This is a genomic window from Streptomyces sp. NPDC046876, from assembly GCF_040645035.1.
GTDB lineage: Bacteria > Actinomycetota > Actinomycetes > Streptomycetales > Streptomycetaceae > Streptomyces.
Genome location: NZ_JBEYXK010000036.1, coordinates 12,318 through 38,411, shown reverse-complemented (window position 1 = coordinate 38,411; position 26,094 = coordinate 12,318). Strand labels below are relative to the sequence as shown.

25 protein-coding genes and 2 pseudogenes are annotated in these 26,094 nt (G+C 73.5%); 9 read left to right on the top strand and 18 right to left on the bottom strand.

The genetic code is table 11. The annotated features are described in order from the left end of the window. Window positions 1-147 precede the first annotated feature (147 nt). From ABZ924_RS20350 to ABZ924_RS20335, 4 genes are all read right to left on the bottom strand, one after another. A complete protein-coding gene (locus ABZ924_RS20350) occupies window positions 148-4,347 on the bottom strand; it encodes a CHAT domain-containing protein (RefSeq protein ID WP_361911347.1) in 4,200 nt (1,399 codons plus the stop codon). A gap of 105 nt (window positions 4,348-4,452) precedes the next feature. Continuing rightward, window positions 4,453-5,409, bottom strand: coding sequence for a hypothetical protein (locus ABZ924_RS20345; protein WP_361911344.1), 957 nt, complete (start codon window positions 5,407-5,409; stop codon window positions 4,453-4,455). Window positions 5,410-5,422: 13 nt separating this feature from the next. After that, window positions 5,423-5,818, bottom strand: coding sequence for a hypothetical protein (locus ABZ924_RS20340; RefSeq protein ID WP_361911341.1), 396 nt, complete (start codon window positions 5,816-5,818; stop codon window positions 5,423-5,425). Window positions 5,819-6,460: 642 nt separating this feature from the next. After that, window positions 6,461-6,895, bottom strand: a complete 435-nt coding sequence (locus ABZ924_RS20335) for an STAS domain-containing protein (RefSeq protein ID WP_361911338.1) — start codon at window positions 6,893-6,895, stop codon at window positions 6,461-6,463. Window positions 6,896-7,018: 123 nt separating this feature from the next. On the opposite strand from ABZ924_RS20335, the gene ABZ924_RS20330 reads away from it, so the two are divergent. Continuing rightward, the gene (locus ABZ924_RS20330) at window positions 7,019-7,351 is read left to right on the top strand and encodes a helix-turn-helix domain-containing protein (protein ID WP_361911335.1); all 333 of its coding nucleotides are present in this window, start codon (window positions 7,019-7,021) and stop codon (window positions 7,349-7,351) included. Between the two features lie 22 nt (window positions 7,352-7,373). Here the strand turns inward: ABZ924_RS20330 and ABZ924_RS20325 are convergent, their stop codons facing one another. After that, window positions 7,374-8,120, bottom strand: a complete 747-nt coding sequence (locus ABZ924_RS20325; RefSeq protein ID WP_361911333.1) for a hypothetical protein — start codon at window positions 8,118-8,120, stop codon at window positions 7,374-7,376. A gap of 47 nt (window positions 8,121-8,167) precedes the next feature. Beyond that, window positions 8,168-8,641 (bottom strand): MarR family transcriptional regulator, encoded by a 474-nt coding sequence (locus tag ABZ924_RS20320; protein WP_361911422.1) that lies wholly within the window; start codon window positions 8,639-8,641, stop codon window positions 8,168-8,170. 102 nt (window positions 8,642-8,743) lie between these two features. Here ABZ924_RS20320 and ABZ924_RS20315 point away from each other — a divergent pair, with 102 nt between their 5' ends. Further along, window positions 8,744-9,589 carry an alpha/beta hydrolase gene (locus tag ABZ924_RS20315; protein WP_361911330.1) on the top strand — a complete coding sequence of 282 codons (846 nt, stop codon included), beginning with the start codon at window positions 8,744-8,746 and terminating at the stop codon, window positions 9,587-9,589. 90 nt (window positions 9,590-9,679) lie between these two features. Here ABZ924_RS20315 and ABZ924_RS20310 read toward each other — a convergent pair whose 3' ends face one another. From ABZ924_RS20310 to ABZ924_RS20295, 4 genes are all read right to left on the bottom strand, one after another. Then, window positions 9,680-10,342 carry a DUF305 domain-containing protein gene (locus ABZ924_RS20310; protein WP_361911327.1) on the bottom strand — a complete coding sequence of 221 codons (663 nt, stop codon included), beginning with the start codon at window positions 10,340-10,342 and terminating at the stop codon, window positions 9,680-9,682. 150 nt (window positions 10,343-10,492) lie between these two features. Then, window positions 10,493-10,921 carry a DUF6153 family protein gene (locus ABZ924_RS20305; protein WP_361911324.1) on the bottom strand — a complete coding sequence of 143 codons (429 nt, stop codon included), beginning with the start codon at window positions 10,919-10,921 and terminating at the stop codon, window positions 10,493-10,495. A gap of 142 nt (window positions 10,922-11,063) precedes the next feature. Beyond that, window positions 11,064-12,164: a mechanosensitive ion channel family protein gene (locus ABZ924_RS20300; protein WP_361911321.1), complete on the bottom strand. Its 1,101-nt coding sequence runs from the start codon at window positions 12,162-12,164 to the stop codon at window positions 11,064-11,066. A gap of 270 nt (window positions 12,165-12,434) precedes the next feature. Further along, window positions 12,435-12,866: a nuclear transport factor 2 family protein gene (locus ABZ924_RS20295; protein ID WP_361911318.1), complete on the bottom strand. Its 432-nt coding sequence runs from the start codon at window positions 12,864-12,866 to the stop codon at window positions 12,435-12,437. Between the two features lie 119 nt (window positions 12,867-12,985). Between ABZ924_RS20295 and ABZ924_RS20290 the strand changes: the two genes are divergently transcribed. From ABZ924_RS20290 to ABZ924_RS20280, 3 genes are all read left to right on the top strand, one after another. Further along, window positions 12,986-13,555, top strand: a complete 570-nt coding sequence (locus tag ABZ924_RS20290; protein WP_361911315.1) for a PadR family transcriptional regulator — start codon at window positions 12,986-12,988, stop codon at window positions 13,553-13,555. Beyond that, entirely contained in the window at window positions 13,542-14,426 is an 885-nt protein-coding gene (locus ABZ924_RS20285) for an SGNH/GDSL hydrolase family protein (RefSeq protein ID WP_361911312.1), read from the top strand. The genes ABZ924_RS20290 and ABZ924_RS20285 overlap by 14 nt, the downstream gene beginning before the upstream one ends. 61 nt (window positions 14,427-14,487) lie before the next feature. After that, the gene (locus tag ABZ924_RS20280) at window positions 14,488-15,219 is read left to right on the top strand and encodes a hypothetical protein (RefSeq protein ID WP_361911309.1); all 732 of its coding nucleotides are present in this window, start codon (window positions 14,488-14,490) and stop codon (window positions 15,217-15,219) included. Between the two features lie 318 nt (window positions 15,220-15,537). On the opposite strand, the gene ABZ924_RS20275 is transcribed toward ABZ924_RS20280, so the two are convergent. From ABZ924_RS20275 to ABZ924_RS20265, 3 genes and pseudogenes are all read right to left on the bottom strand, one after another. Beyond that, a complete protein-coding gene (locus ABZ924_RS20275; RefSeq protein ID WP_361911306.1) occupies window positions 15,538-16,677 on the bottom strand; it encodes a tetratricopeptide repeat protein in 1,140 nt (379 codons plus the stop codon). Between the two features lie 187 nt (window positions 16,678-16,864). After that, window positions 16,865-17,545, bottom strand: a pseudogene (locus ABZ924_RS20270) (ATP-binding protein); the annotation flags it as partial. Between the two features lie 264 nt (window positions 17,546-17,809). Then, window positions 17,810-18,019, bottom strand: coding sequence for a hypothetical protein (locus ABZ924_RS20265; protein WP_361911303.1), 210 nt, complete (start codon window positions 18,017-18,019; stop codon window positions 17,810-17,812). Between the two features lie 201 nt (window positions 18,020-18,220). On the opposite strand from ABZ924_RS20265, the gene ABZ924_RS20260 reads away from it, so the two are divergent. Continuing rightward, entirely contained in the window at window positions 18,221-19,219 is a 999-nt protein-coding gene (locus ABZ924_RS20260) for a GNAT family N-acetyltransferase (RefSeq protein ID WP_361911300.1), read from the top strand. A gap of 70 nt (window positions 19,220-19,289) precedes the next feature. Here ABZ924_RS20260 and ABZ924_RS20255 read toward each other — a convergent pair whose 3' ends face one another. After that, entirely contained in the window at window positions 19,290-19,853 is a 564-nt protein-coding gene (locus ABZ924_RS20255) for a hypothetical protein (RefSeq protein ID WP_361911297.1), read from the bottom strand. A 122-nt stretch (window positions 19,854-19,975) separates the two neighbouring features. Next, a complete protein-coding gene (locus tag ABZ924_RS20250) occupies window positions 19,976-20,590 on the bottom strand; it encodes a nucleoside/nucleotide kinase family protein (protein WP_361911294.1) in 615 nt (204 codons plus the stop codon). A gap of 252 nt (window positions 20,591-20,842) precedes the next feature. On the opposite strand from ABZ924_RS20250, the pseudogene ABZ924_RS20245 reads away from it, so the two are divergent. Continuing rightward, window positions 20,843-21,112: pseudogene (locus ABZ924_RS20245) on the top strand (hypothetical protein); the annotation flags it as partial. Here the strand turns inward: ABZ924_RS20245 and ABZ924_RS20240 are convergent. Beyond that, the gene (locus ABZ924_RS20240) at window positions 21,028-21,807 is read right to left on the bottom strand and encodes a nucleotidyltransferase domain-containing protein (RefSeq protein WP_361911291.1); all 780 of its coding nucleotides are present in this window, start codon (window positions 21,805-21,807) and stop codon (window positions 21,028-21,030) included. The pseudogene ABZ924_RS20245 and the gene ABZ924_RS20240 sit on opposite strands and share 85 nt — an antisense overlap. A gap of 49 nt (window positions 21,808-21,856) precedes the next feature. Next, window positions 21,857-22,678 carry a helix-turn-helix transcriptional regulator gene (locus tag ABZ924_RS20235; protein WP_361911420.1) on the bottom strand — a complete coding sequence of 274 codons (822 nt, stop codon included), beginning with the start codon at window positions 22,676-22,678 and terminating at the stop codon, window positions 21,857-21,859. A gap of 334 nt (window positions 22,679-23,012) precedes the next feature. Between ABZ924_RS20235 and ABZ924_RS20230 the strand changes: the two genes are divergently transcribed. Then, window positions 23,013-24,317, top strand: a complete 1,305-nt coding sequence (locus tag ABZ924_RS20230; protein WP_361911418.1) for an MFS transporter — start codon at window positions 23,013-23,015, stop codon at window positions 24,315-24,317. A 145-nt stretch (window positions 24,318-24,462) separates the two neighbouring features. Here ABZ924_RS20230 and ABZ924_RS20225 read toward each other — a convergent pair whose 3' ends face one another. Next, entirely contained in the window at window positions 24,463-25,479 is a 1,017-nt protein-coding gene (locus ABZ924_RS20225; RefSeq protein ID WP_361911289.1) for a helix-turn-helix domain-containing protein, read from the bottom strand. A gap of 109 nt (window positions 25,480-25,588) precedes the next feature. Here ABZ924_RS20225 and ABZ924_RS20220 point away from each other — a divergent pair, with 109 nt between their 5' ends. Beyond that, a complete protein-coding gene (locus tag ABZ924_RS20220) occupies window positions 25,589-26,092 on the top strand; it encodes a PaaI family thioesterase (RefSeq protein WP_361911286.1) in 504 nt (167 codons plus the stop codon). Window positions 26,093-26,094 lie beyond the last annotated feature (2 nt).

Below are 26,094 nucleotides of genomic sequence, written 5' to 3'. Positions count from 1 at the left end.
CAATCGCCGGCAAGCGAGTGCGTCCGCCAGTAGGTGCTGGTAGCAGGGCAGGCACGGTTCACCCGATCATGGAGTTCTCTTCGCTTCATGAACAGTGGGTGATCCGTGCCTGCCGGTCGGCCACCACCTTGCGCCGACGCCGCTCACTCAGGCGCCCGAATGTACGTACGCGGCCCAGAGTGAGGGCAATCCGCTCAGGTCCATCGAGGCGGGCAGGTCGTAGCCGTCGCGGATCAGGCGGACGGCCCGGTGGAGCGCGTACGCCGAGCGGTCCGGATCCAGGCCCCCCGTCCCGTTCTCGAGGGCGTCGTAGAACAACTCGGCGACGGTGACCGCGAGTTCGTCGTCAATCTCCCACAGGGTGCCGATCACCCGGGGAAACCCGGCGAGCTGGAAGGCCGAGGTGAGGTGGATGGCCTCGTCGAGCAGCTCGGCGGTGTCGACGGCCGCCGTCCGGCAGGCCGAGAGGTAGGCCAGCCGGGCCCGTCCCAGTTCGACGGCGGCGAGGCCCGCGACGGTCAGCGGGTCGTCCGCGTGGTCGTGCAGCAGGAGCAGGCTCCGGGAGGGGTCGGCGGGGTCGCTCGAACCGTGGCAGCAGAAGTGCGCGATCGAGCAGTCCGGCAGCCGCTCCAGGACGGCGGCCTTCGTCGGTACCGGCAACCCCCGGCCGGCCGGATCCTCGCCGGGGCCCGGCTCCCGCAACAGCACCGGGGCCGGCAGCCGTTCGAGCAGGACCGCCGCCTCCTTCCCGACGTGCCTCAGCCGTCCGTCGCGGGGCAGGCCGGGCGTGGTCGGCATCGCCACGACCAGGCTGCGCGCCGGCCCGGCCGCCGCGGCGGTCCGGGCGCGTTCACGGGCGTGGCGCAGCGCGCGGATCGTCGGGGTGTAGGAGGAGACGACCCGGTCCATCACCGTGCGCCGGTCCGGACGGTCTCGCGGGTCGTCGTGGTGGCCCGCGGCGTGCAGGGGGAGCAGCCCCAGCAGGCCGCCCGGCACCCACCACACCCGCGGCCAGTCCTTCGTGTTGCCGGGCTGTCCGTGGAACCCCAACGCGTGCAGCACAGGGCCCGCGGCCGCGTCCCACAGCCACCGAAGGACCTCGACCATGGCGGCCTCGGCCGCGACCCGCTCGATCTGGTCCGGGCTCGACGTATCCCGTTGTGCCCGTTGGAAGGTGTCGATCCGTTCGGTCAGGGGCTGCAGGGCCAGGTCTGGCAGGTTCAGGGCCCGGATGCCGCGCTCGGTGACCAGCAGCGCGTCACTGCGGTACGCGCTGGTGTTGAACACCACGACGGGGCCGTGGGCCGCCTGGGCGCGGAGTTCGGCCGGCGCGGGTGGCAGCGCGAAGGTGCGGAAGCCGTCCAGTGCGCGGATCTCCGTCAGCAGGTCGGCGAAGTCCCGGGCGAGCAGGTGCCGTTCGCGCGGCGGCCCGTCCGCGGCCGGCCCGTCCGCCGCCGTTCCGTGGCTGGTCGGCCCGGGGACGGTGCTGCCGGGTGCGGCTGCGTCGGCGGGGCTGTCGAGCCGTTCCCGCAGGTCACTGAAGCGCTCGGCGAGTTCGCGGTGGTGCTTGCGCAGGTCGGTCAGGTCGTTGCGGGTCTCCAGGGCCTGGCTGAGCAGGACGGCCCGGCCGGTCTCCAACAGGCCGAGGGCGCGTTCGGCCCGCCCGGCGGGGGTTCCGCCCGGGGCGGCTAGGGCCAGGGCGGCGGCGTCGCCCACCAGTCCGGAGAAATGTGCCATGGCGTACTGCTGGTCGCCGCGCTCCAGGCGTCGAGGCGCCACCTGTGGCAGCAGCAGGACCGCGCTCTCCGCCGCGTTCGCCGCGGCGGCCGGGTCTCCCGACGCGGCGAGCAGGCCCGCCGCCTGGGCCGCATCCATGATCCGGCGGCCGGGCGCGGCGGACCGCACCTTCGAGGCCGCCAGCCGGCAGGAGATCGCCTCGCGCAGGTCAGCGGGCCGCTGCGCGCGCTGGTAGCGGGTCAGCAGGCTGCTGGAGAGGTTGGACAGCCCCAGCGCGTAGTCGGGGTGGTGGGCGGGGACGGCGCTGACCGTCTCCGTCAGGTGGTCGATCGCCGCGTCCAGGTCGGCGGGCGACTCCGTCAGCTCGAACCTGCGCTGGAGTGCGCCGCCCAGGTTGTTCAGCATCGCGACCCGTTCGAGGCTGTCCGTCGGGGCGGCGGCCACCGCCTCGGCCAGGCGGTCGATCGCCGCTTCCAGGTCGGCGGGCGACCGCGTCAGCTCGAACCTGCGCTGGAGCGCGCCGCCCAGATTGGTCAGGATGCCGGCCAGGCCGGGCGTGCCCTCGGCGTGGGACGCCGCCTCCGTGAAGCAGTTGATCGCGCCGTCCAGGTCCGCGACGCGCTTCGTCCGGTCGTAGCGGGAGCGCAGTGCCATGCCGAGCTTGGACAGCCGCACCGCGCGCTGGGAGTGGCCGGCGGGGGTGAGGGTGACCGCCCGGGTCAGGCTGGCCACGGCGGCGTCCGCGTCCGCCGCCGTGGCCAGCCGCTCGCTCCGGTGTCGCAGCGCGTTGCCAAGGTTGGTCAGCGGGACCGAGCGCTCGTCGTCGTCCTCGGCGGCCTCCTCCGCCGCCCGGAAGTGGTCGACTGCGGTGTCCAGGTCCTCCAGCGCTCCCGTGCGGTCGAAGCGGGCCCGCAGCGCCATGCCGAGGTTGTTCAGGACGCCGACCCGGTGCAGCAGCTCGGGCGGCGTGGACTCCAGGAGCTCCGTCAAGTACCCGATGGCGGCGTCCGTGTCCGCCAGCGTCCCCATCAGCTCGCTCCGCTTGCCCAGCGCGCCGCCGAGCGCGATGAACAGCGAGGCCCGCTCGGGGTGGTCCCGTGGAGTGGTGGGCGCTGCCGCGCGGGTCTGGTTGATCACGGCGTCCAGGTCCGCCATTCCACCGGTCAGCTCGAAGCGGATCTGAAGCGCCCGGGTGAGCCGGACCAGCCGCGTCGTCCGGTCAGGACGGTCAGGGGGGCCGTCCTGCCCGGGGGCATCGCTCAGAACGGCGTCCACGGCCTGCCGCAGGCAGCGGATCGCGCTGTCCACGTCCGCGAGCGCCCGCCGGTCCAGGGCGCGCTCGATGAGCGCGCCGCCGAGGTGGAACCGCTGCGTGGCGTGCTCGTCCGGGTCGACAGCGGCGGCCACCGCCTCGTCAAAGCGGTCGATTGCCGCGTCCAGGTCGGACGGCCGGTCCGTCCTGTTGTAGCGGAGGCGCAGGCTCTCACCGAGGTGGGACAGCCTCTTGGCCCGGTCGGGGTGACCGGGCGGGGTCGCCGCCACGGCCTCCCGGAAACGGCCGATCGCGGCGTCCACGTCCGCCACCACGCCCGTGTGCAGGAAGCGGAAGCGCAGGGCCTCACCGAGGTCGAACAGGTGCTCCGCGCGGTCGGCGGCGTTGGTCGCGGCGTCCACCGCGGCCGCGAAGCGCTCGACCAGGTCGTGCATGGCCGCTCGCACATCCCGGTACCCGGACCGGTGCTCGGACAGCTCCTGCCGGAGGGAGAGGATCTTGGGCCGCTCGGGGTGGTCGGGGGCGGCGATGGCCGCCGCCTCGTCCACGTGCGCGATCGCCGCGTCCAGGTCAGCCGCTGCGCCCGCCCAGGTGAACCTGCTGCGTAGCGCCAGCGCCAGGTTGAGCAGCATGATCGAGCGGTCGAGGGCGTCGATCGAGACGTCGGCGGCCAGGAGCAGGACGCGGATCGCCTCCTCCGCGTCCGCCGCTTTCCCCTGCCGCTCGAAGCGCCGCCGCAGGGCGTTCCCCAGGTTGCCCAGCCGCCGCGCCCGGTCGGGGTGGTCGGCGGGGCCGGCTGTCTCCGCGTCCCGTCCCACCGTGATGATGGCGTCCAGGTCCGCCGGGTCGTCGAGCCGTTCGTAGCGGTCCTCCAGCGCGATCCCGAGGTGGAACAACCGGTCGGCGCGGTAGGGGTGGTCGGCCGGGGTGGCCTGGACAATGCGCTGCCACAGCTGCACGGCGTGGGAGAGCACGCCGGGGTCGGGGGAGAACTGCGAGCGCTCCAGCAGTTCGGTGGCGTCCGGGACGGCGGCCTTGGCGAGGTTCGGCAGCATGATCTCGGGCAAGCCGGGCACGCCCCGTACGAAGCACAGTCCGAAGGCATCGTGGGCTGCCGCGAAGTCCTCCTCGTCCTCGCCCTCGGGCAGGGCCTGGTAGCGGAGCCAGTGGAACCAGCCGAGCACGTACGCCGCTTCGGTGTCGCCGTCCGCGAAGTCCTCGGTCAGCGCCCGGGCTTCATCGAGCGCCGCGGGCTCCAGCAGCGGGGCCGTGCTCTCCTCCTGGGCGATCCGGTTGATCCGGGTCCACACCGCCGCCAGCCGTGCCGCACGCGTCATGTCGCAGTTCACTCATCCTTCGTGAGGGCGGTCCCACGGGACCGGGAACGTTCGGACCGGTCCGCGGCGGACGCGCCGCGCCGGCCCGGTTCGGGTCGTACGGGGTCAGGCCGGGAGCGTCGGCGCGGTACCACTCGGGGACGCGGACGAGAGCGGCCGGGGGACCAGGAGCCCGGCGAGGCGCGCGCCGTCGGCGGCGGTGAGCGGGCCCGGGCAGTCGAGGCCGAGTCGGCGCGCCAGGTCGCCCGCGTGCAGCCGGACGACGGCCTCCAGGAGGGTGGCGTAGGTGTCGGCGGCGGCCCGGAAGCGGTGGTGCCCGGTGAGGGTGAGTGCGGCCGCGACGATCAGCGCGGGCCACCACCACAGGGCCAACGGCAGGTACAGCACGGCCCAGGCGGTGAGCATCGCCGCGCGGGCCAGGGCCTGCCGGGCGGCGGTGACCTCGGCGCGCGGCGGGTCGGGGAGGGTCAGCCACAGGTGCGGCCAGAGCGCGGCCAGGTCGAGCCCGAAGTCGCGTCGGACGTGCAGCGCGGCGAGGTGGACGCGGTCCCCGCTCCAGGTGGGCCGCACGGGTTCCTCGGTGCTGACGCTGTAGGCGGCCGCGCGCGCCTCGGCTGCGGCTTCCAGGGCGGCCGGGCGGGAGTCTGGGCCGGCGATGTGGGCCCGGGCCCGGGCCCGGCCGGCCAGTTCGCGCCGGTGCTGCCAGCGGGCGTGCCGCCGCCGGGTGGCGAGGTTCGCCCAGGTGCGGGCTCCGGCGGGCCAGCCGCGCCAGTCGGCGGCCAGGTGCAGCCGTTCGACCAGGGAGCCGAGCGCCTGCGCGACCACCCCGACCCCGGCGGCCGCGACGCCCACGGCGGCGAGCAGCACCGCCTGGCCGCCGAAGGCGCCGAGCGCGGGGGTCTTCGCCCAGGCGCCGACCTGGCCGGCCAGCCGGGCGGCGTCGAACGGGTGCCTGTGTCCGAGCCGGTCCGCCGCCACTCCGACGGCCAGGTAGAGCGCGCCCGGCAGGACCAGCAAGGTGAGCCATTTCTCGGCGAGTTTCTTCCCCAGTTCCGCGAGCACGCCGCCGACCCCCTCAGTCCTCGCGGCGCAGCAGCGGCGCGCCGTTCACGGCGCACCGGGGCGCCCCGGCGGGGGCGTCGGGCGACTCGTGGCGCAGGCAGCGGTGCAGCGGGCACAGCAGCATGGGATCGATCGGTACGGCGTGGTCGACACCCACCGTGAACAGACCCCGCTCGTTCGTCAGGCCCGCGCGGGTGTAGGCGTCCAGTCCGTGCCGGTCGCCGGTGGCCCGCAGCGCCCGGTGCAGCGCGTCGAGCAGGCCCGGCAGCTCCCGTTCCTCCGCGTCCTGTGTCAGGACGGCGTCCAGCGGCGTCGCCGCCGCCAGCGCGCTCCCGCGGAGCCGCCGGCGGATCTCGGACTCGTGCGTGCACGCCGCGGCGAGCCGTAACGCGCTTTCCTCGTCTAGCACTTGTGCTCTCCCCCCGATCGTCCGACCAGAGCCGGGCAGGCCTGGCCCGCGCGCTCCCGGTCGGTCCCCACCTCCGTACGGGCACTGTGTCACGGATGTGTTGACGGCGTTGTGCTGTTCAAGAGGTTCGCCGCGTGATAGTGACGGAGCCGTAGTCGATCGTATGGAGAGTGAAGAGATCCGGTGGGCGTTGACCGGGCCGGAGCCTCCGTGTCCCCGCACGCACCGGTCATGACGCACACGACGGTGCCCCAACGCCCGGGACTGGCGCAACATGTGGGGAAGGGCCACGTCGACGAGCAACTACCCGGCCTCCGGCAGCGGCCCGTGATGATAGCGGCGTCCAGGGCGAGGCGCGGGTGTTCCGGCAGCGGTCCGAGGGCCTGTTCGAGAGCGGTGAAGCGGTCGAGGGTGGCGGAAATCGCCGGCGAGGCTGGAATTGCCGGGCTCCCGTCACAGGTGGCGGCAGGCTGGTGCCACGGGTTGCGCGCGGGCGACGACCTCGGCACCGCGCTCGCGGAGCGGGTTGCTGGAGCTCCCCGCCCGCTTCGAAGCGGGGGTGGGCATTTTCAGCCTCGCCGGCGTTTGAGGCGCGGGGTCTGGGGCGGAGCCCCAGGGGGCGGGCGCAGCCCGGCCGGTTCCTCAGGCGCCCGCCGCAGCCCCGCTGACCGTCGCGGCTCGGCCGTCGAAGAGGGCGGCCGTGCCGGTCAGTTCCAGCAGGCGGCTGACCGGCGGGGCCGCCGCGCTGATGGTCAGCGAGACGCACTCGCGCCGAGCACGGCGGCGGGCCCGCAGCAGGGCGTTCAGGCCGGAGCAGTCGCAGAAGGTGACGGCGGACAGGTCCAGGGCGATCTCGAACTGGTCCTGGCAGCCGGCCAGGGCAGCGGCCAGGGCCCGCCGCAGGTGCACGGCGCTGTGCAGGTCGATCTCACCGCTGACCGCGACGACCATGACTCCGCCCACGGACGACGTCACGGTGATGCCGAGGCCGGGGTCCGCGAGGTCCTCGACCCGGCGGGGCGCCGACACGGACGGCGATGCGGACGCGTGGCGGACGGCTGTGGTGAAGGGATTCATGTGCCCCTCCAGGACCGGGTGGGGTGCCTGGACAGCATTGTGGGCAGAGGTCCCTTATCAATAATTACCTGAAAATCACCACGTATGATCGCAGTTAGCAGTTAAAAGGCGCAAACTGGATGTATGCGACATGCGCGCGCTCAGCGCTCGGAGTGGACCTTTCTCACCAACCACGCCCGCGTCCTGCTCGCCGTCTCCCGCGACCCGGGCGTACGGCTCCGCGATGTCGCCCTGACCTGCGGGGTGACAGAACGGACCGTGCAGGCGATCATCGCGGACCTCGAGGAGGCCGGGTACCTCACGCGCGAATCCCGCGCCGACGACGGCCGCCGCAACCACTACGCCATCGTCCCCGGCTCCCTCTTCCGCCACCCCGCCGAGGGGGGCCACGAGATCGCGGGCCTGCTCGCCCTCCTGTCCCCACCGCACCACAACGGCGGAACGAGACCCGGCTGACTTTGTCCGCGCGCTCCCGTCGTCACAGCAAGGGCGCCGCCCAGCCCGGCAGGTCGCGGGCGGCGGGGCGCGGCGACGGAGGGTCGCTGGTGATGCCGATGCCGCCCGCCGGGTCGCCGTACGTGAAGCTCGCGGACCACCACAGCCAGCAGCGCACGAACAAATTGGCGCTCCACGCGAGCGCGAGGCCGCCCCGCTGGGCGGGGGATTCGTACCAGTAGGCGGACAGGACCACCGACCGCGAGACGGCCTCGTCCATGTCCGACGGGCGGGAGTCGGAGGTGAGTCCGGCGGCGACGACCGAGGCCGCGAACCGGTTGCCGGCGAGCAGCCTGCCGCCGTCGCGGACGACCGCGTCGCGCAGCTCCGCCGGCAGGTCCGCGGCGGTCCGCTCCAGCCGGGCCAGCAGCTCGGGCACCCCGGGATCGGCGGCGGTGTCCCGGCCGGGAACCATCCGAAGGTCGTCGAGGAGCGCCGGGTCCTGCGCCGTACCGGAGGCCAGGGCGTGCAGGTAGGCGAGCGTGCGCAGGGTCTGCCAGCGGCAGAGCGTGTCGAGCAGGGTGATCCGCGAACTCCGGAAAGCCAGCCGGACCGGCCAGTCGGCCGCCAGGACTTCGTCCGCGAGGGCCCGCAGCTGCGCGGACACCGGGGCCGGGAAGACCAGGCGGTAATCGGGCTCGCCGTAAGGGGACGGCTTCGAGTGGAAGCCCGGCCACGCCCTTTCCGGGCCCCGGGGGTCCCGGTCCCCGGCCCCTTCGGTCAGCCACATGTGTCGTCCCCTTCAAGTCGGTCGGCTCCTCGGGGAAACAACGCATTTCAAGCCATGTCCGGTTCCGCCTCCTCCGTACCGGACTCGGAAGCGGCGGGATTCGCCGCGCTCACGCGCAGGGCCGCGCTCAGATAGCGGTGGACGACGTCCAGCTCCGCCGGGGTGAAGTCCTCGGCCGCGGCGACCAGGCCCCCGATGAGCGGACCGAAGAAGGCCCAGCCGAGGTCGACCGCCCTCTGCTCCACCGTCAGCAGCACCCGGCGCCGGTCCTGCACGTCCCGCTCCCGGCGGACCAGCCCGAGCCGCTCCAGCCGGTCCGCGAGGGCCGTCACACCGGCGGAGTTCATCCGCAGCGCGTCGCCCAGCCGCCCCGGAGTCGCCTTCGTCCCGGCCCGCCCGGCGTCCAGCAGCCAGATCAGGGCGCGCAAGTCCGTCGGGTGCAGGCCGTGCGCGGCCGCGAACTCGGCGCCGCGGAGATCGAATTCCACGGTCACCGCACGCAGGAGGTGGACCAGCCGCATCTCGGGGGAGGGGGAAGTGTCATTGCTCACTCAGCTAGTATCTCGCTCAGCGAGAGAACTAGTCAAAAAGATGTCCGCTGCCTTCCCCCGCTCGGAGGAGCCGTGCCCCTGTCCACCGCCGAAGCCGCGTTCCATGCCGCCTACGACGCCCTGCTCGCCCGCTGGCCCGCCGGCACCGACGAGCTCGACGTCCCCACCCCGTACGGCACCACCCGCGTCCACGCCTTCGGAGCCGAGGACGCCCCGCCGCTGCTCCTCCTGCACGGCGGCGGCGCCACCGGGACCGTCTGGTTCCGGACCGCCGAGGCCCTCGGCGCCGGCCACCGGATCCTGGCCGTCGACATCCTCGGCGACACCGGCCGCAGCGTCCCCGCCGGGCTCCCGCTGCGCAACCCCGCCGACCTCATGGCCTGGCTCGATGCGCTCCTCGACGCCCTGGGCCTCAGCCGGGTCCACCTGCTGGCGCACTCGTACGGCGCCTGGATCGCCCTCACGTACGCCCTGCACAGCGCGCACCGCGTCGACCGGATGGTGCTGCTCGACCCCACGCAGTGCTTCGGCGGATTCCGCCCGGCGTTCCTGCTGCGGTCGCTGCCCGTGCTCGTACGGCCGACGGCGGCCCGCGCGCTCGCCTTCCTGGAGCGCGAGACCGCCGGCACGGACACCGACCCGGAATGGAAGCGGCTCTACGCCCTGGCCGCCGAGGCGTCAGCGGGCCGCCGGCGTCCCGTGGTGGGTCGGCGCCCGGACGCCTCGCCGCTGCGGGCGCCGCTGCTGGTCCTCCTCGCCGGGCGGAGCGCCGTCCACCGCGCAGCCGACGTCGAGGCCCGTGCCCGGCGCGCCGTACCGCACGCGCAGGTCGAGACCCTGCCGCAGCTCAGCCACTTCGCCCTGCCCACGGCGATCCCCGCCGAGGCGCTCGACCGCATCGGCGCCTTCCTGAAGTGACGGGAAGCCGTGGCGGCCGCCGCAGGTGCGGGCGCCGCGGAGGCACCCGCACCCGGGCGTTACGTGTCAGCCCGTGAGCCCGTGAGCCCGTCAGCCCTTGCCGAGGAGCTTGTTCATCTGCGCGATCTCGGCGGACTGGGAGCTGACGATGGCCTCCGCCATGGTCTTGGCCCCGGGGAAGGCACCCTCGGCCTGCTCCGTCTTGGCCATCGCCACGGCGCCCTCGTGGTGCTTGATCATCAGCTCCATGAAGGCGGTGTCGAAGGCCTTGCCGGACGCGCCCTTCAGCCGGTCCATCTCCTGGGCGTCCATCATCCCGCCCGCGCCGGACGCGCCGTGCGCGGAGTGGTCCATGGCGCCCTCGGCGGGCACCTGCTCGCCCCACGAGGCCAGCCACCCGGACAGGGTCCTGATCTCCGGGTCCTGGGCCTTCCTGATGTCCTCGGCGAGCTTCTTCACGTCGCCGGACTCGGCGCGCGTGGCCGCCAGGTCCGCCATTTCCACCGCCTGGCGGTGGTGCGGGATCATCCCCTTGGCGAAGGCGGCGTCCGCCGCGTTGTGCCCGTCCTGCGGGGCGAGGGCGGAGGCCGGAGCGGAAGCGGAGGGAGCGGTGCTGCTGCCGGTGTGCGCGCCGCTGTGGCCGGCGGAGTGGTCACTGCCCTGCTCCGTGCCGCAGGCCGCCAGTACGAGGGCGGCTGCCCCCGCGGCGACGAGGGCGGCGGTACGGCGGACGAGGGAACGCTTGCTGCTCATGGTGAGGTGGCTCCTTGCTGCGCAGCCCTCCCGGTACGGGAGCGTGCGCGGGGTACGGATGAAGAGGTGTCCGCGGGCACGGCGCCGCGCCGCCCCCGGCCGACGTCGGGGACGTCCGGGCTCGGGGCGTGGCGGGCCGCGCGGGCTGCTCTAGATCCGCAGGAGCTGCAATTCGGCCAGATCGGGCGGAGCCCGGCCGTTCAGCGCCGACCGCGGCGCCGTCCCGGCGAGCGGGGGCAGCGCGGTGGCCTCGACGAGGGCGGCGGTCAGGGCCGGGGGCGCATAGGCGGTGACGGTCCCGGCCGCGGCGCAGGTCCCGTCGGCGTGTTCGAGGTGGCCGGAACCGCCGTCGGGATGCGCACAGCCCTCGTCGCCCTCGTCGTGCTCGGACGCGGAGGACGCGGAGGCTGCGTGCGCGCCGTGATGGGCAGCAGCCGAAGCCGAAGACGGAGCCGCGGCGGAGGCCGGGCCGGGGGAGAGGGCGTGCATGCCGAGCACGCCGGCCAGGACGACCAGCACCAGCAGCACGAAGCCGCGCCCGGCGGGGCGGCGGCTCGTCGGCTGCGCGGCAAAGGTCACGGCCACATCGTACGGTCCCGGCCCCGCGATCCACGCCGCGGCCCGACCCACCCGCGCGGCGCGCCCCGGCGCGGGCCCCCTCCCGCCCAGCGGCAGCGGGCAGGGCCCGGCCGACCGGGAGAGGGGGCGCGGGACCGGACCGTCAGAGGGACGGCGAGGTCTCGCGCTGGTGGGGGACCGGGGGCATGGTGCGGGCCGGGGCGTCCTGGTGGAGGGCGTCTTGGTGGAGGGCGACCGTGCGGGTCGGGGCGGGGATCGAGATGCCCTCCGACCGGAAGCGCCGGTGCAGCCGCTTGATGAACTCGTGCTTGATGCGGTACTGGTCGCTGAACTCGCCGACGCCCAGGATCACCGTGAAGTTGATCCGCGAGTCCGCGAACGTGTGGAACCGGACCTTGCCCTCGTGGTCGGGGACGGCGCCGTTGATGTCGGCCATCACGCTGTCCACGACCTCGAGGGTCACCCGCTCCACGTGCTCGAGGTCGCTCTCGTACCCCACGCCGACCTGGACCAGGATCGACAGCTGCTGTTCCGGCTGGGTGAAGTTGGTCATGTTCGTCTTGGCCAGCCGTCCGTTGGGGATGATGACCAGGTTGTTCGAGAGGTTGCGGACCACCGTGTTGCGCCAGTTGATGTCGACCACGTAGCCCTCCTCACCACTGGTGAGGCGGATGTAGTCGCCGGGCTGCACCGTCTTCGAGGCGAGGATGTGCACGCCCGCGAACAGGTTCGCCAGGGTGTCCTGGAGCGCCAGCGCGACCGCCAGACCGCCCACGCCGAGGGCGGTGAGCAGCGGGGCGATGGAGACGCCCATCGTCTGCAGGGCGACGAGGAAGCCCATCGCCAGCACCACGATCCGCGTGATGTTCACGAAGATGGTGGCCGAGCCGGCCACGCCGGTCCGCGACTGCGCCACGGACTGGACGAGGCCGGTGATGACCCGCGCCGCGCTGAGCGTGGCGATCAGGACGAGGACGGCCGTCAGGGACTGGTTCACGAACCCCGAGACCCGCGCCGCCAGCGGCAGCAGGGAGGCGGCCACGGCGGCGCCTCCGATGAGGGCCGCTCCCGGGGCGACGGGCCGCAGGGCGTCGACGATGATGTCGTCGCCCGCCCACCGGGTCCTCTCGGCGTGCTTGGCGAGCCGCTTCAGAACGGCGCGCAGGACGAGGGCGGCCGCGGCGCCCGCCGCGAGAGCGATGCCGGCCGCCAGCCAGTCGTGCAGGACGAGCTCCCGGGTCATCAACGGACGGCCTCCGTCCGGGGCCGGGCCGCGGAAGCGGTGAGGGGTGCTGCCGGCCGTCGTATGGAGTGAGTCGTCGTCACCTTGCCACCTGTCAGTTCGTCGTGCTCAGAGCCGCGTTCGTGTTGCGCACGTGCGTACGCATCCGGAACGGGGTCATCCTGCCGCATGACGGAGCAGGTCCCGCAGCCGGTCCCGGTCAGCAGCCGTGTCCCGGCCTGCAACCGGTCAGGGGCGGGGGCGTTGGGGGCGACGGCCGGGCAGCGGGTCTCAGTCGGCCTGCGGCACCAGGCCGTCGGCGACCAGTCCGGCCAGGACCGCCTCGCCCAGGGCGTGGACGGCGGACTGCGGCCGGACCATGACCGTGAACTCCTTGATGCGGCCGTCCTCGGCGAAGTGCAGCAGGTCGATCCCGTGGATCTCGCGTCCGTTCACGGTCGTCCGGAACAGCAGCACGGCCGACGGGCTCTCGGAGCCGTCCGCGCTGGTCTCGGAGCTGCCGTCGAAGCGGCCGACGTAGCGGAAGTCCTCGAAGGTCCGCAGCAGGACCCCGAACAGTCCGAGCACCATCGGCCGGCCCTCGAAGGGGACGAACTTCACCGGGCTGAACAGGCGGACGTCCTCGGTGAACAGCTCCTCCAGGGCGCCCAGGTCGCGGTCCTCGACGGCGGTGCGGAAACGGTCGGCTGTCTTGGCGTTCATGGCTCGCGCGCTCCTCGTGCTCGGGCATACTCAAGAATGTGACTATTCAGGTTTCTGAGTATCATGGGCCGTGCGCGCCTGCATAGAGGGCGTGACGGAACGACCGGGAGGCGAGCCCCATGGCCCTGCGCCACGCCGTGCTGGCGGCCCTGCTCGACGCGGAACTGAGCGGATACCAACTGGCCAAGTCCTTCAGCCTGGGCGTGGCGAACTTCTGGCACGCGCTGCCCCAGCAGCTGTACACCGAGCTCGCCAAGCTGGAGAAGGAAGGCCTGGTCAGCGGCCGGGAAGTGGTCCAGGACACCCGCCCCAACAAGCGCCTGTTCACGGTCACCGACGCCGGACTGGGCGAACTGGAGCGGTTCACGGCCGCCGCCGCCAAACCCTCCTTCATGCGCGACGACCTGGTGGTGAAGGTCCATGCCGCCGACCACGTCGACACCGGTGCGCTGTGCGCGCAGCTCACCGAGCGCGCCGGCATCGCCCGCGCCAAGGCCGAGCTGTTCGGCCGGCTCCTGCAGGGCATGCGCGGCGAGCGCAGCGAAGAGGACTTCCTGCGCCACGGCGAGCGCGTCGGCCCGTACCTGACGTGCCTGGCGGGCCTCGCGTACGAACAGGTCAACCAGGAGTGGTGCGAACGCACCCTCACCGTCCTCGAGGAGAGGCAGGCCGCCCGTGCCGAGCAGTGACCCCCGCGGCGAACACCCCGCGCACCCCGCACACCCCGAAGACGTCGCAAGCCCCGCACACTCCGGCCACCCCGAACACTTCGGCCACCCCGCACACCCTGGCCGCCCCGGCCGGTACGCGCGCTACGTCGCCCTCGGCGACAGCCAGACCGAAGGCGTCGGCGACGGCGACGACACCACCGGCCTGCGCGGCTGGGCCGACCGCTTCGCCGAGGACCTCGCCCGCCGCAACCCCGGCCTGCAGTACGCCAACCTCGCCGTCCGCGGCCGCCTGGCCGGCCAGGTCCGCGCGGAGCAGCTGGCCCCCGCCCTCGCGCTGCGCCCCGACCTGGCCACCGTCATCGCCGGCATGAACGACCTGCTGCGGCCCCGCTTCGACGCCGACGAGGTCGCCGGCCACCTGGAGGCGGTCTTCGCCGCGCTGACCGCGCAGGGGACGCGCGTCGCGACCGTGACCTTCCCCGACGTCGCCCAGGTCACCCCGCTGGCCCGGCCCCTCGGCCCCCGCGTGACCGCCCTCAACCACCGCATCCGCGAAGCCGCCCGTCGCCACGGTGTGGCCGTCGCCGAGACCGCCCGCCACCCCGTCGTCACCGACCCCCGACTGTGGAGCGCGGACCGGCTGCACGCCGGACCGCTGGGCCACGCCCGGATCGCCGCGGCCGTCGCCCACGCCCTCGACCTGCCCGGCAGCGACGACTCCTGGACGCACCCGCTCCCGCCCGCCCGGCCCGTGCGCGGCCTGGAGTCCGCCGCGGCCGAACTCCGCTGGGCGGGGGCCTTCCTCGGCCCGTGGCTGCTGCGGCGGCTGCGCGGCCGCTCCTCGGGCGCCGGCCGCACCGCCAAACGACCGGCCCTCCTCCCCGTGTGACACGCGCAGAGCGCCAATAACCCGGATGTGGTGCGCACGTGACGGGTGTTAGGTTCGTCGTGTGCCGAAGCTGAATCAGATAATCGCCGTGGAGAAGGGCGTCAAGTCCAAGTCTCTGCAGGAGTTGACCCAAGCCCATCACGACGTCCAGAAGCCCGCGCTGCTGGCCGGCATCTCCCGTACGTACCAGCCCAAGGACGAGGAGGGCGAACAACTGCCGCCCGAGTCCACCCGGGTGCAGGTCAAGGCGGAGGACGTCCTGCGCACCACGGCGGCGACCCTGACGCGGCTGTTCGACGTGACCGCGACGAAGGACTGGGCGAACCGCACCGCGGCCGCGGACGTCGTGGTCGACGGAACGGTCCTGCTGCCCCAGGTGCCCGTGCCGTACCTGCTCTTCCTGGAGAAGCAGCTCACCGACCTGCACACCTTCGTACGCAAGCTGCCGGTGCTGGACGCCTCGGAGTCGTGGAGCCTCGACCCCTCGACGGACTCGTGGAAGACCGACCCGGTCCGCACCATCCGCACCAAGAAGGTGCCGCGCAACCACGTCAAGGCCGAGGCCACCGACAAGCACCCGGCGCAGGTCGAGGTGTACTACGAGGACGTTCCCGTCGGGTACTGGACGACCGTGAAGTTCTCCGGCGCGCTGCCCGCGCGGCGCGTGAACGAGCTCCTCGACCGTGTCGAGAAGCTCCAGCAGGCCGTCAAGTACGCCCGCGAGGAGGCCAACGGCGTCGACGTCACCGACCAGCGCGTCGGCGATGCGGTGTTCGGCTACCTCTTCCGGTAGCCTTTCGAATCTCCCTCCTTTTGAGCGGGGAGGGTGCGCGAAAAGCGCAAGCTGAAACTGAAGTTGAAGCTGACCATGGGGTGTCAATCGTGGGGGTTCGAATCCCTCCCCCGGCCCACGTGCCGGGGTGGCCCAAGCCGGTAGAGGCGGCCCCGTAAATCTCAGATTCTCGCTCCAGTCTCAGTATTCGCCGCCGAACACCGGATCGACCGAGCGTGGGCGATCATCGATGGATAGGGGTTCAAGTCCCTTCTGTGCCTCTTCATGGCACGGTAGTTCAAAGGTAGAACACGTCGATCTCAGAATGATCCGCGACTCTTAAACGCCGCCGGTGTGCGCAATTGGGTGGCCCACAGGAGCCCGGGAGCTGGATATGCTCCCGGGCTCCGTCACGTTCACGCTCGTGTTCCGGCTCCCGGCCTCGTCGTCCGAGGCCCCGAGCTCGCCGAAGACGGCCGCGGCCCGCGAGAGCAGGCCGAGCGCTTGCTCGCCCCTGCCGAGGGTGTGCAGGGCGACGGCCGGATTCGCCAGCGCCACGGCCTCGCTGTGGCGCTCCCCGAGCTGCCCGAAGAGGACGGCGGTGCGGGTCAGGGGGTCGATGGCCTCCTCGACGCGGCGGTGGTCGTCGAGCTCCCGGAAGACGGCCGCCGCCGCGCTGATGTGGCTGATCGCCTCCTCGGGCCGGCCTGCCTGCTGGAGGGCATTGCCCAGGTTGATCAGCGCCGAGCTGGTCTCCGTGGGATCGCCGAGGCCTCGGAACGCCTCGACGGCCCGGCCGAGGGTCGTGACGGCCTCCTCCGGCCTTCCCGCCATCAGCAGGGCACAGCCGAGATTGCCGATGGACGCCGCTTCGTTGGCCCGGTCTCCCAGGGCGTCGAGCATGGCGGCGGCCCTCGTGTGCGCGGCGATCGCCTCGCCGGCCCGGCTCACCTCCACCAGGCTGGTGCCGAGCCGGGTCAAGGCCATCGCCTCGCCCCGCCGGTCGCCGAGCTCCTGGTACATCGCACAGGCACGTGTGTGCGACGCAATGGCATCGTCGCACCTGCGCGCGTGCCGCTGCGCGAAGCCCAGGTTGTTGACGCTCGCGGCCTCGCCGTCCCGGTCGCCCTTGGCCCTGCAGACAGCGACGGCACGCTCGCTGATGACCAGCCAGTCGTCGAGGAAGCCGCGCATCGCGAAGAAGCGGGCGAGGACGAAGGCGAGGACCACGACGGCCTGGGGATCCGTCAGCGCGGCCGCCACCAGCTTGGGGCGCTCGTGCTCCAGCCACGCCACGGCATCACCGCGGTCGCGAAGCGGCGAAGGGTGCGGAGCCGGCCGGTGGGTCAGCAGGGCGTCGGCGGCGTGCGCCGTGCGCAGGTAGTACTCCATCAGATTGCGGTACGCACTGCGTCGTGCGTCGTCCTCCGCGCCGGCGCGGCCGCGTTCGTCGGCGTACAGGCGGACGAGGTCGTGCATCCGCCAGCGCCCCCACTCCCGCCCGGGCTCGATCAGACGGGCCCGGGCGAGGTCCAGGAGCAAGGCCTCGGTGCCGTACGTGTCCAGGTTCGCCAGCTGAGTGGCGGCCCAGGTGGAGACGTCCGGGCCCGGATCGAGCGGCAGCAGCCGGAACAGGCGGGCCTGCTCGCTGACGCTCGTACGACAGGTCGAACGCGGCCTGCACGGCGCGGTCCTCGCGGCGCAGGTGGCGCAGCCGGGTGTGGGCCGCCTGCAGTGCGCCGGCGAGCGAGGCCAGCGGGCGGGTCGGGGTGTCGGCGAGGAGGGCCGCGGCGATGCACAGCGCCAGCGGCAGACCCCCGCACAGCCCGGCTATGGCGGCCGCCGCTCCCGGCTCGTCCCGCACCCGGTGGTCGGACGCGCCGCGGGCCGGCTCCAGGGAGGTGCGCAGCAGGTCCACCGACCCCTGCTGCTCCAGCACCCCCAGGTCGTGGAGGCTGCCGCCCACGGTGAGGGTGTGCCGGGAGGTGAGCAGGGTCTCGGTCGTGCCGTCGGACGGCAGCAGCGGCTCGGCCTGCTCCTCCGTCGCGGCGTTGTCGATGACGACCAGGATGCGCCGCCCCTGCCGGCCGAAGGCGTCGAGGACGCTGCGGTATATGCGGCTGCGGCTCTGCAGGTCGGCGGGGACGTGCTCCTCGGGTATGCCGAGGGCGCGCAGCATCCCGTCCAGAGCGCGCTCGGGGGAGAGGCGCCGGGACTCGCTGTAGCCGAACAGGTCGACGAACAGCACCCCGCCGGGGAACCAGCGGGTCTCTCGCAGGGCCCGGGCCGCGACCTGCACGACCAGCTCGGTCTTGCCGACCCCGGCCAGCCCCGCCACCGCCACCAGGGCCGGCTGCTCGGCCTCTCGGGGGCAAGGGCGGCGAGCAGCTCCCGGACCTGGCCTTCACGGCCCGTGAACCGCGCGAGGCGACGGGCAGCCCGGACAGTGCCGGGGTGATCGGCGGGGGGAGCTGCAACGTGACGGTCCTGCCCTGGACCACCATGTTGAAGAAGACGCCCCCGTGGATCTCGTTCCTGGACTCGGACCCGGGGTCTTCCGCTTCCGGGTCCGGGTCCGGGCCGTCGGTCATGTCCGTCCGTCCTCCCGGGGTCAGCCGGCGCGGTGGTGGATGCTGCGCTGCCCGGGGACCGTCTTCAGCCGGGGGACCTCGGTGGCCGGGCGGGCCGGCTCGGGATTGCGTCTGGCGGGAGCTGCCGGCGCCAACGCGAGGAGGGCGATGCAGCCGAGGACGGCGGCGAGGATGAGTACGGTGACAAGGGTCATGTTCTTGCCTTCCGTCGGGTACTGAGTGCCTGTCACCTCGTGATGTAACCGTAATGGCGGAAGGTAAACACGAAGCGTAGTGGCACTTCTGTTGCAGTACGGAGCCGGTTCAGCTCCGCCCGTGCCAGGGCGAGTTCGGCGGCCCGGTCGGGGGTCCTTCACGCACGCCGGGCCCGGAGTGATCCCCGCTCCGGCCGGATGGCAAGGTAGGCAGCACCATCGAACGAGGGGAGCCCGATGACCGACCCGGCCGAGCACGCGCCCGTACACCCCGACTACCCCGTACGGACGAAGCGGCTGAGCCTGCGCCCCGTACGGGCCGACGACCTCGACGCGATCCACGCCCACCGCTCCCTGCCCGAGGTCGCGCGGTACCTGCCGCACGAGCCGCACACCCGCGAGGACACGCAGCGCACCCTGGAGCGGATGCTCGCCGGGGAGGCGCTCGCCGAGCCCGGCGACTGGCTGGACCTCGCCGTCGAGACCGAGTCGGGCCGGGTGGTCGGGGAGGTGCTGCTCAAGCGGGACGACAGGGCGCCGCTGACCGGGGAAGTCGGCTTCGCCTTCCACCCGGACGTGCACGGCACCGGGATCGCCGCGGAGGCGGTCACGGCCGCCCTGGACGTGGCGTTCGACAGCTTCGGCTGGCACCGCGTCACGGGCGTCTGCTTCGTGGAGAACACCGCCTCGGCGGCGCTGATGCGCCGCATCGGCATGCGCCACGAGGCCGTCTCCCGCGAGGACGTGCACCGCAAGGGCTCCTGGCGCCACTCCTCGCGGTTCGCGGTCCTCGCCGCCGACTGGCGCCGGGCCAGGCCCCGTTCGGCCGACGAGAAGGCCCTCGACGCGGCCGCCACCGCCTTCTACGCGGCCTTCACGCGCCGCGGGGGAGAGGCCGTCACCCTGGACGGGGCGCGGGCGGTGCTCGCGCCCGACGCGGTGATCGAGCGGGTCGCCGAGGACGGCACCGTCGACCGGATGGACGTGGAGCAGTTCCTCGCCCCCCGCCTGGTCCTGCTCAACGGGGCGGAGCTGACCGAGTTCACGGAGATCGAGGTGGCGTCGACGACCCTGGTGGCCGCCGGGACCGCCACGCGCTCCGGGGAGTACTTCAAGTGGGGCGTGCGGGGCGGGATCCCGTTCTCCGCCTGGGGCCGCAAGACGTTCCGCCTCAGCGACCACGGCGGCACGTGGCTCATCGACTCCCTGATGTGGGCGGACGAGCCCGAAGCCTGATCCCGAACGCGTGTCGCGGGTTCCCGCCTCCTTTCGGGACGTACGGGAACCCGCGCACCGCGCCCGGCGGTTACTGCTTGTTCTTCGCGAGGTCTTCCTGGAAGGCCTTCGCGCACACGGGGCCGTTGTCCGTGCCGATGAACTGGACGATCTGGAGGGGGCCGGCGCCGTGGTAGCTCGCCTTCACGCTCCAGCCGCTCTTCTCCAGCGTCTTGATGACCGAGCCCTGCTGGTCGAGGGACCGGCCCTCCTTCCAGCCGCCCTTGGCCAGGGCGGAGACCGTGTCGTCGTACGACTTCTTCGAGTCGGCGGCCTTCTTGGCGTCGACGGCCCAGGACACCATGCAGGACTTGAGGTTCGCCGGGACGTCGTCGCCCGGCTTCTGCGTGTAGCCGGCCGCCGTGGCCGCGGTGTCGATCTCCTTCTTGACCGCCGCCGCGTCCAGGGACCCGCCCTTGCCCGAACCCGTTCCGGAACCCGTTCCCGTACCGGCCCCGGCCGCCGGAGCCGAGGCGGAGGACCCGGACGCGGGTGCGTCGGACCCCTTGCCCTTGTCCGAACCGCCCTCGCTGCCGCATCCGGCGACCAGCAGCACCACACCGGCAGCCGCGGCCGCCCACTTCGCCTTGCGCACTACTCTCCCGATTCCACGCGTACGCGGGCCCGATGCCCCCGTGACCGAGGACGCAGTCTGTCACGCCATGGCCAAAACCATGCGCATCGCGCTTCGCACGGGGTGTCGACGGGGCGGGCGGATCACTCCACCACCAGATCGGCACGGGTCCGCCCCGGCGCGATCAGCCGGGCGTTGGCCTCGTCGGAGCGGGAGACCCAGGCCTGCGCGTACCCCCGCTCCTTGCCGTGGCGCACGTGGCGGTCCACCAGCCTCCGCACCCGCAGCCCCTCGTCGGGCGCCAGGAACCACACCTCGTCGAGCAGCGGTCCGACCGCGGCCCAGGGACCCGCCTCGTGCAGCAGGTAGTTGCCCTCCGTGATCACCAGCGGTACGTCCGGCCCGACCGGGATGCTCCCGGCCACCGGCTCCTCCAGCGAGCGGTCGAACGCCGGCGCGTACACCACCTCCCCGGCTGCCGGCTCGCGCAGCCTGCGCAGCAGCGCCGCGTACCCGGCCGCGTCGAAGGTGTCCGGCGCGCCCTTGCGGTCCGCCCGGCCCAGCCGCACCAACTCCGCCTGCGCCAGGTGGAACCCGTCCATCGGCACGACGACCGCCCGCTCCGGCCCGAGCACCCGGGCCAGGTGCCCGGCCAGCGTGGACTTCCCCGCGCCCGGCGCTCCCGCGATCCCGAGGATCCGCCGGCCGCCCGCCGCCGCCAGCCGCCGGGCCCGCTCCTCCAGCTCTGCCTTCTCCATGCCCCCATCCTGGCGGATCCGGTGTCTCGAGGAGGCCGGCGTCCTGAGCTGCCGGTGTCTTGAGGAGGCCGCCGGGCGGACAGAATCCCCGCGGGGCAGGCGTCCGCGGCGGCGTCTGCGACGTTCTGCGAAGGGAAGCCTCCTCATGCCGGACCTGCGGATCGGCGTCCTCGGCTACGGCCTGCGCGGCAGCCTCGCCCGGACCGTGCACCGGACGCCACCCGCACCGTGGCGGCCGGCGCCGACCCGGGCGGCCACGGCGGAGCGGACACGGCACTGGTCGACGAGTTCCTGCGCTTCGTCCGCGAGGGCGGTACGACGGACACCTCACCGGTCGCCGCCCGCATGGCCGTGGCCGCGGGCTGCGGGGCGACGGAGTCCCTGCGGGGCGGAGGGATCCCGCGCCGCGTCCCCCCGCTCGACGCGGACCTGGAGGCCTACTTCGACCGGGGCCAAAGTCCGTCCTGGCGGCGGGCGCTCACGCCGACGGACTCGATGACGCCCCGCCAGGTCCTGCGGTAGCCCTCGCGGAGCGGGCCGCCGACCAGGTCCAGGACCTGTCCTGCCGCTTCGGCCAGGCCGGCCGGGTCCCCGGTCGCGCACAGCTCGCGGTGGCCGCAGAGGAGGGCGCCGCCGCGCTGCGGGTCGGCCTCCCGCAGCCGCCGCGGGAGCCACTTGCCGCCGCCGCCCCAGGCCCGGTGGTGGTCGAAGAGCAGCTCGGCGGCGGAGGCGAGGACGGTACCGCCCACCGCGAGCCGCTCGTACGGGTCCTGCGCGTCCGCCAGGTCATCGAGCGCGTCGGTGAGCACGTACCGCTTGGTCTCGACCGCATCCGCCCCCAACTCCGCCGGCCCCGACCGCAGATCGGCCTCGGCCAGCGCCCGGGCCCGCCCGGCCTCCCCGCCGGTGTCGACCAGGACGATGCCGGTGGCGTACATGCTCTGCAGCACCGCGCGCCGTGAGGCGGCGTCCGCGGCGAACAGCTCCGCGAGCCCCTCGCGGGTGTGGACGAACAGCTCCACGAGACGCCCCTCGACCCGGACCGTCTCCCGGTACGTCTCACCGCCGTCGGCGACGAGCACCGCCAGGTCCAGATCGCTGCTCGCCGTCGCCCGCCCGGCCGCGGTGGACCCGGCCAGAACGGCCGCGAGTGCTGCGGGGAACCGGTCCGCGACGATGCTGCGGGCCAGGTCGACGGGGTCGCGGTGAGGGCTCATGGCGCGAGTATCGCAGGGCGCGATCCAGCGCGGGGACCGCAGCCCCGCCTCAGCCGGCGACCGGGTACATGGTGCCGCGCCGGCCCTCCGCCGAGGTCAGCCATTCCAGCTTCGCCGCCGTGTCGGTGGCCGGCCATGGGGTGTGCAGCACGATCGACAGGTCGGGCCGGGCCGGCACCCGCAGCTGCGTCGACTCGAAGAACAGCGTGCCCACGACCGGGTGCTCGAGCTCCTTGCGCACCTGACCGCCGGGCCGGATGTCCCGCTGGTCCCACAACGCGGCGAACTCCGGGCTCAGTTCCCTGGCCTCCTCGATCACCGCCATGAACCCCTCGTCGTCGGGGCACTCCGAACACGCCGCGCGGTACTGGGCGACCACCGTGCACGCGATCTCCTTCCAGCGCTTGGAGCGCGACCGGTACAGCGGGTCGGTGAAGAACGCGATCAGGCAGTTCTGCACGATCTCCGGCCGCATACCGAGCACCAGCGCGGCCGCGTCGTTGTACATCACCGTGTTCCAGTAGGCGTCCATGATGTGCGCCGGGAACGGCATCCACGCGTCGATGAGCCGCTTCAACCCGTCGCACATGTCCCGGTCGGCAGGCGCCACCTGCAGCGCCGGCGGATTGAGCCCGGCCAGTACGTACAGGTGGCGGCGCTCCGCGCTGGACAGCTTCAGCACGCGCCCCACGGAATCCAGGACCTGAGGCGACACCGTGATGTCCCGCCCCTGCTCCAGCCACTGGTACCAGGACACCCCGACCCCGGCGAGCACGGCGACCTCCTCGCGGCGCAGTCCGGGCGTGCGGCGGCGGGCCCCGCCGTCCGGCAGACCGGCCTGCGCGGGCGTGACCCTCGCCCGCCTGCTCATCAGGAATTCCCGCAGCTCGGAACGGCGGTGCTTGTCGATCGGCGTGGCCACGAACTCCCCCTGTCGTCTGCCTGGTGGTGCCACCAACAGGATAAGTTCCCACTCTCCACGGCCATTCCCGTGCCGCGAGGGTGGGGCCATGGCAATCGACACACAGACGACGACCCCCCACGGAGCCGGGACCCGGACCGAAGCCGAGACCGAGACCCGGACCGGAGCCGAGACCGGGACCGGGACCGCGGCGGGCCACGGCACCGGTACCGCGGCCGGCGACGCGCACCGGCTCACCGGCCGGGCCAAGCTGGTCCTCTTCGTGCTCTGCGCCGCCCAGTTCATGGTGGCGCTCGACTTCTCCGTACTGAACGTGGCCCTGCCCGCCCTCGGCAAGGACCTCGGCCTGAGCCAGTCCGCCCTGCAGTGGGCGGTCACCGCCTTCGCCCTGCCCTCCGGCGGCTTCCTGCTCCTCTTCGGCCGGATTGCCGACCTCTTCGGCCGCAAGAAGCTCTTCCTCATCGGCCTCGCCGTCTTCGGCGCGGCCTCCCTCCTCGCCACCCTGGCCTGGAACCCGGCGGCCTTCCTCGCCGGGCGCGCCCTGCAGGGCCTCGGCGCCGCGGTCATCGTGCCGACCGGCATGTCCCTGCTGACCACGACGTTCCCCGAGGGCCCGCTGCGCGACAAGGCGCTCGGCATCTCCGGCACCCTGCTGTCCCTCGGCTTCACCGTGGGCATGGTCCTCGGCGGCGTCATGACCGACACCCTCGGCTGGCGCTCCACGATGGGGCTCCTCGCCGTCACCGCCGTGGTGGTCCTCGCCCTCGCCCCCGGCCTGCTGCCCGAGTCGCGCACCCCGCAGCGGCCGCGCCTGGACGTGCCGGGTGCGGTCACCGTCACCGGCGGCCTCCTCGCCCTGATCTACGCCCTGTCCACGGCGGCCCAGCGCGGCTTCGGCGATGCCGACGTGTGGGGCACCCTCGCCGCCGGCGTGGTCCTGCTCCTCGCCTTCGGCGCCGTCGAGTCGAAGGCCTCGGCCCCGCTCGTCTCGCTGCCGATGCTGAAGCGGCGCACGGTCGCCTGGGGCAACGCGGGCGGTCTGGTGACCTTCGCGATGATGTCGACGGTCGTGTTCGTGCTGACGCTCTACCTCCAGGAGACCCTGCACCTGTCGTCCTTCCGGACCGGCCTGGTCTTCGGCGTCCAGGGCATCGCGTCCGCCTTCGCCGGCTCGTACGCCCCCAAGGTCATCGGCCGCTTCGGCGCCCGCCGCACCCTGATCGGCTCCCTGCTCGGCCAGGGCGTGTTCACCGCGGCGCTCCTCGCCGTCGGCACCGCGTCCGGGGCCCTGGTGGCCACCGTCGCCGTCTCGGTGGCCAGCATGTTCCACCTCGGCGCGATCATCGCGTACGGCCTCGTCGCGACGAGCGGGCTCCGCAACGAGGAGCAGGGGCTGGCGGCCGGCCTGGTCACCACCACCCAGCAGGTCGGCCTCACCATCGGCATCCCGCTGCTGGGCGTCCTGGCCACCACGCAGGCCTCGCTGTTCGACGGGGTGCGCACGGTCCTCGCGGTCGACGCCGGCCTGGTCCTCGCGGCAGCGGTCCTCGTCGGCATCGGGCTGCGCGACCGCGCCGCCGCCGAGTGAGCCGTCGGCGTACGACGGCGGACGACGGGGGGACCGGCGCAGCGCCGGTCCCCCCGTCCGTCGCTGCGCTGGTCCCTTCGGACGGAGTCGGGGAGGGTCCGGGCGGAGCCGGGTTTTCTTGGGGCGCTGCCCCAAACCCCGCGCCTCAATCGCCGGCGAGGCCGGATGTGCCGGACCCCGGCTTCGAACGTGGGCCCGTTCCTCGGGAGCGCAGGCTCCGGGCGCTGCGGCCCAGCCGGTCGCGCAGCAGCGTGCGCAGCGGGCCGGGGCTCTCGTACCCGACCCGGCGGGCCACCGCGGCCAGCGGCAGCGCGGTCGTGCGCAGCAGGTGTTCGGCCTGCTCCACCCGGAGGTCCTGCACCAGGCGGATGGGGGAGCAGCCGAGCGTACGGGTCACGGTGCGCTGGAGGGTGCGCTCGCTCACCCCGAGCCCGCGGGCGGCCTCCGCGATGGACAGCGGCTCGCCGATCCGGGCGCGCACCCACTGCTCGAACGCCGAGACCAGCGGGTCGTGTCGGGCGAGCGCGCTCGGGATCGTGTACGGGGCCTGCGCGGCGCGGTCGTCCACGACCAGGTAGCGCCGCACCAGGTCGGCGAGGGCAGGGCTGCGCATCCGTACGATCGCCAGCGCCAGGTCGATGTGGCCGAACGCCGCGCCGGCCGTGGTGACGCCGTCGCTGGTGGTCACCATCCGGCTCTCGTCGACGGCCACGCGGGCATAGCGCTCCCGGAAGACCGGCGCCAGCCACCAACTGGTCGTGGTCCGCAGGCCGTCGAGGACGCCGGACTCCGCCAGCAGGAACGTTCCGGTGCAGGCGGTCGCGAGCGGGGTGCGCCGCTCCCGCGCCTCGGCCAGCACCCGGCGGGCCGTCCGGTGCGCGGCCGAGCCGACCAGCTCCACCAGCGCCTGCGGGCGCCGCTCCATCAGGGCGGGGACCACGAGCATGTCCGCGTCCTCGGCGGCCGTGGCGTCCTCGGTGTCGATCCGGTGCCCGAGCCCGGTCCGGACCCGTCGGCGCACCCCGACCGTGCGCAGGTCGAAGCCGGGCGGCGCCGCCCCCTCCAGCTGCCCGCGCAGCGCATGCGCGGTGTGGAGCACGTCGAGGACGCTGGAGATACCGGAGTCGAACACCCCGTCCAAGGCGAGTACGGCGACTTTCATCCGCCCACCCTACCGGCGGCGCGGCGGCACCACCCGGTGTCGGAATCCATCCGCAAACTGCCGGATCCGACACTCCCGCCCCCGGCCCGGACCCGCCTACGGTCGACCCATGACCACCACGCACGAGACGATCACTCGCACCCACACCTGGCAGCCGCGCCCCGAACCGGCCCCGGACCTCCTCGGCATGACCGGCCTGGAGATCCTCCGGGCCGCCCACGAGGGCGCGCTGCCCGCCGCCTCGATCATGAGCACCCTGGGCTTCCGGCTCACCGAGGTCGGCGAGGGCCGAGCGGTCTTCGAGGGGGACCCGGGCGGCCACCTGCTCAACCCGATGGGCACCGTCCACGGCGGTTTCCTCGCCACCCTGCTGGACTCGGCCCTCGGCTCGGCCGTGATGACCCGCCTGCCCGCGGGCAGCACCTACACCACGGTCCAGCTGGGCGTGCACATGATCCGCCCGGTGCTGTCCGACACCCCGACGCTGCGCTGCGAGGGCACGGCCCTGCACGTGGGCCGCACCACCGCCACCGCCGAGGCCCGCATCATCGGCACCCACGACGGCAGGCTGTACGCCCACGGCACCACCACCTGCGCCGTGCTGCGGCCCTGACC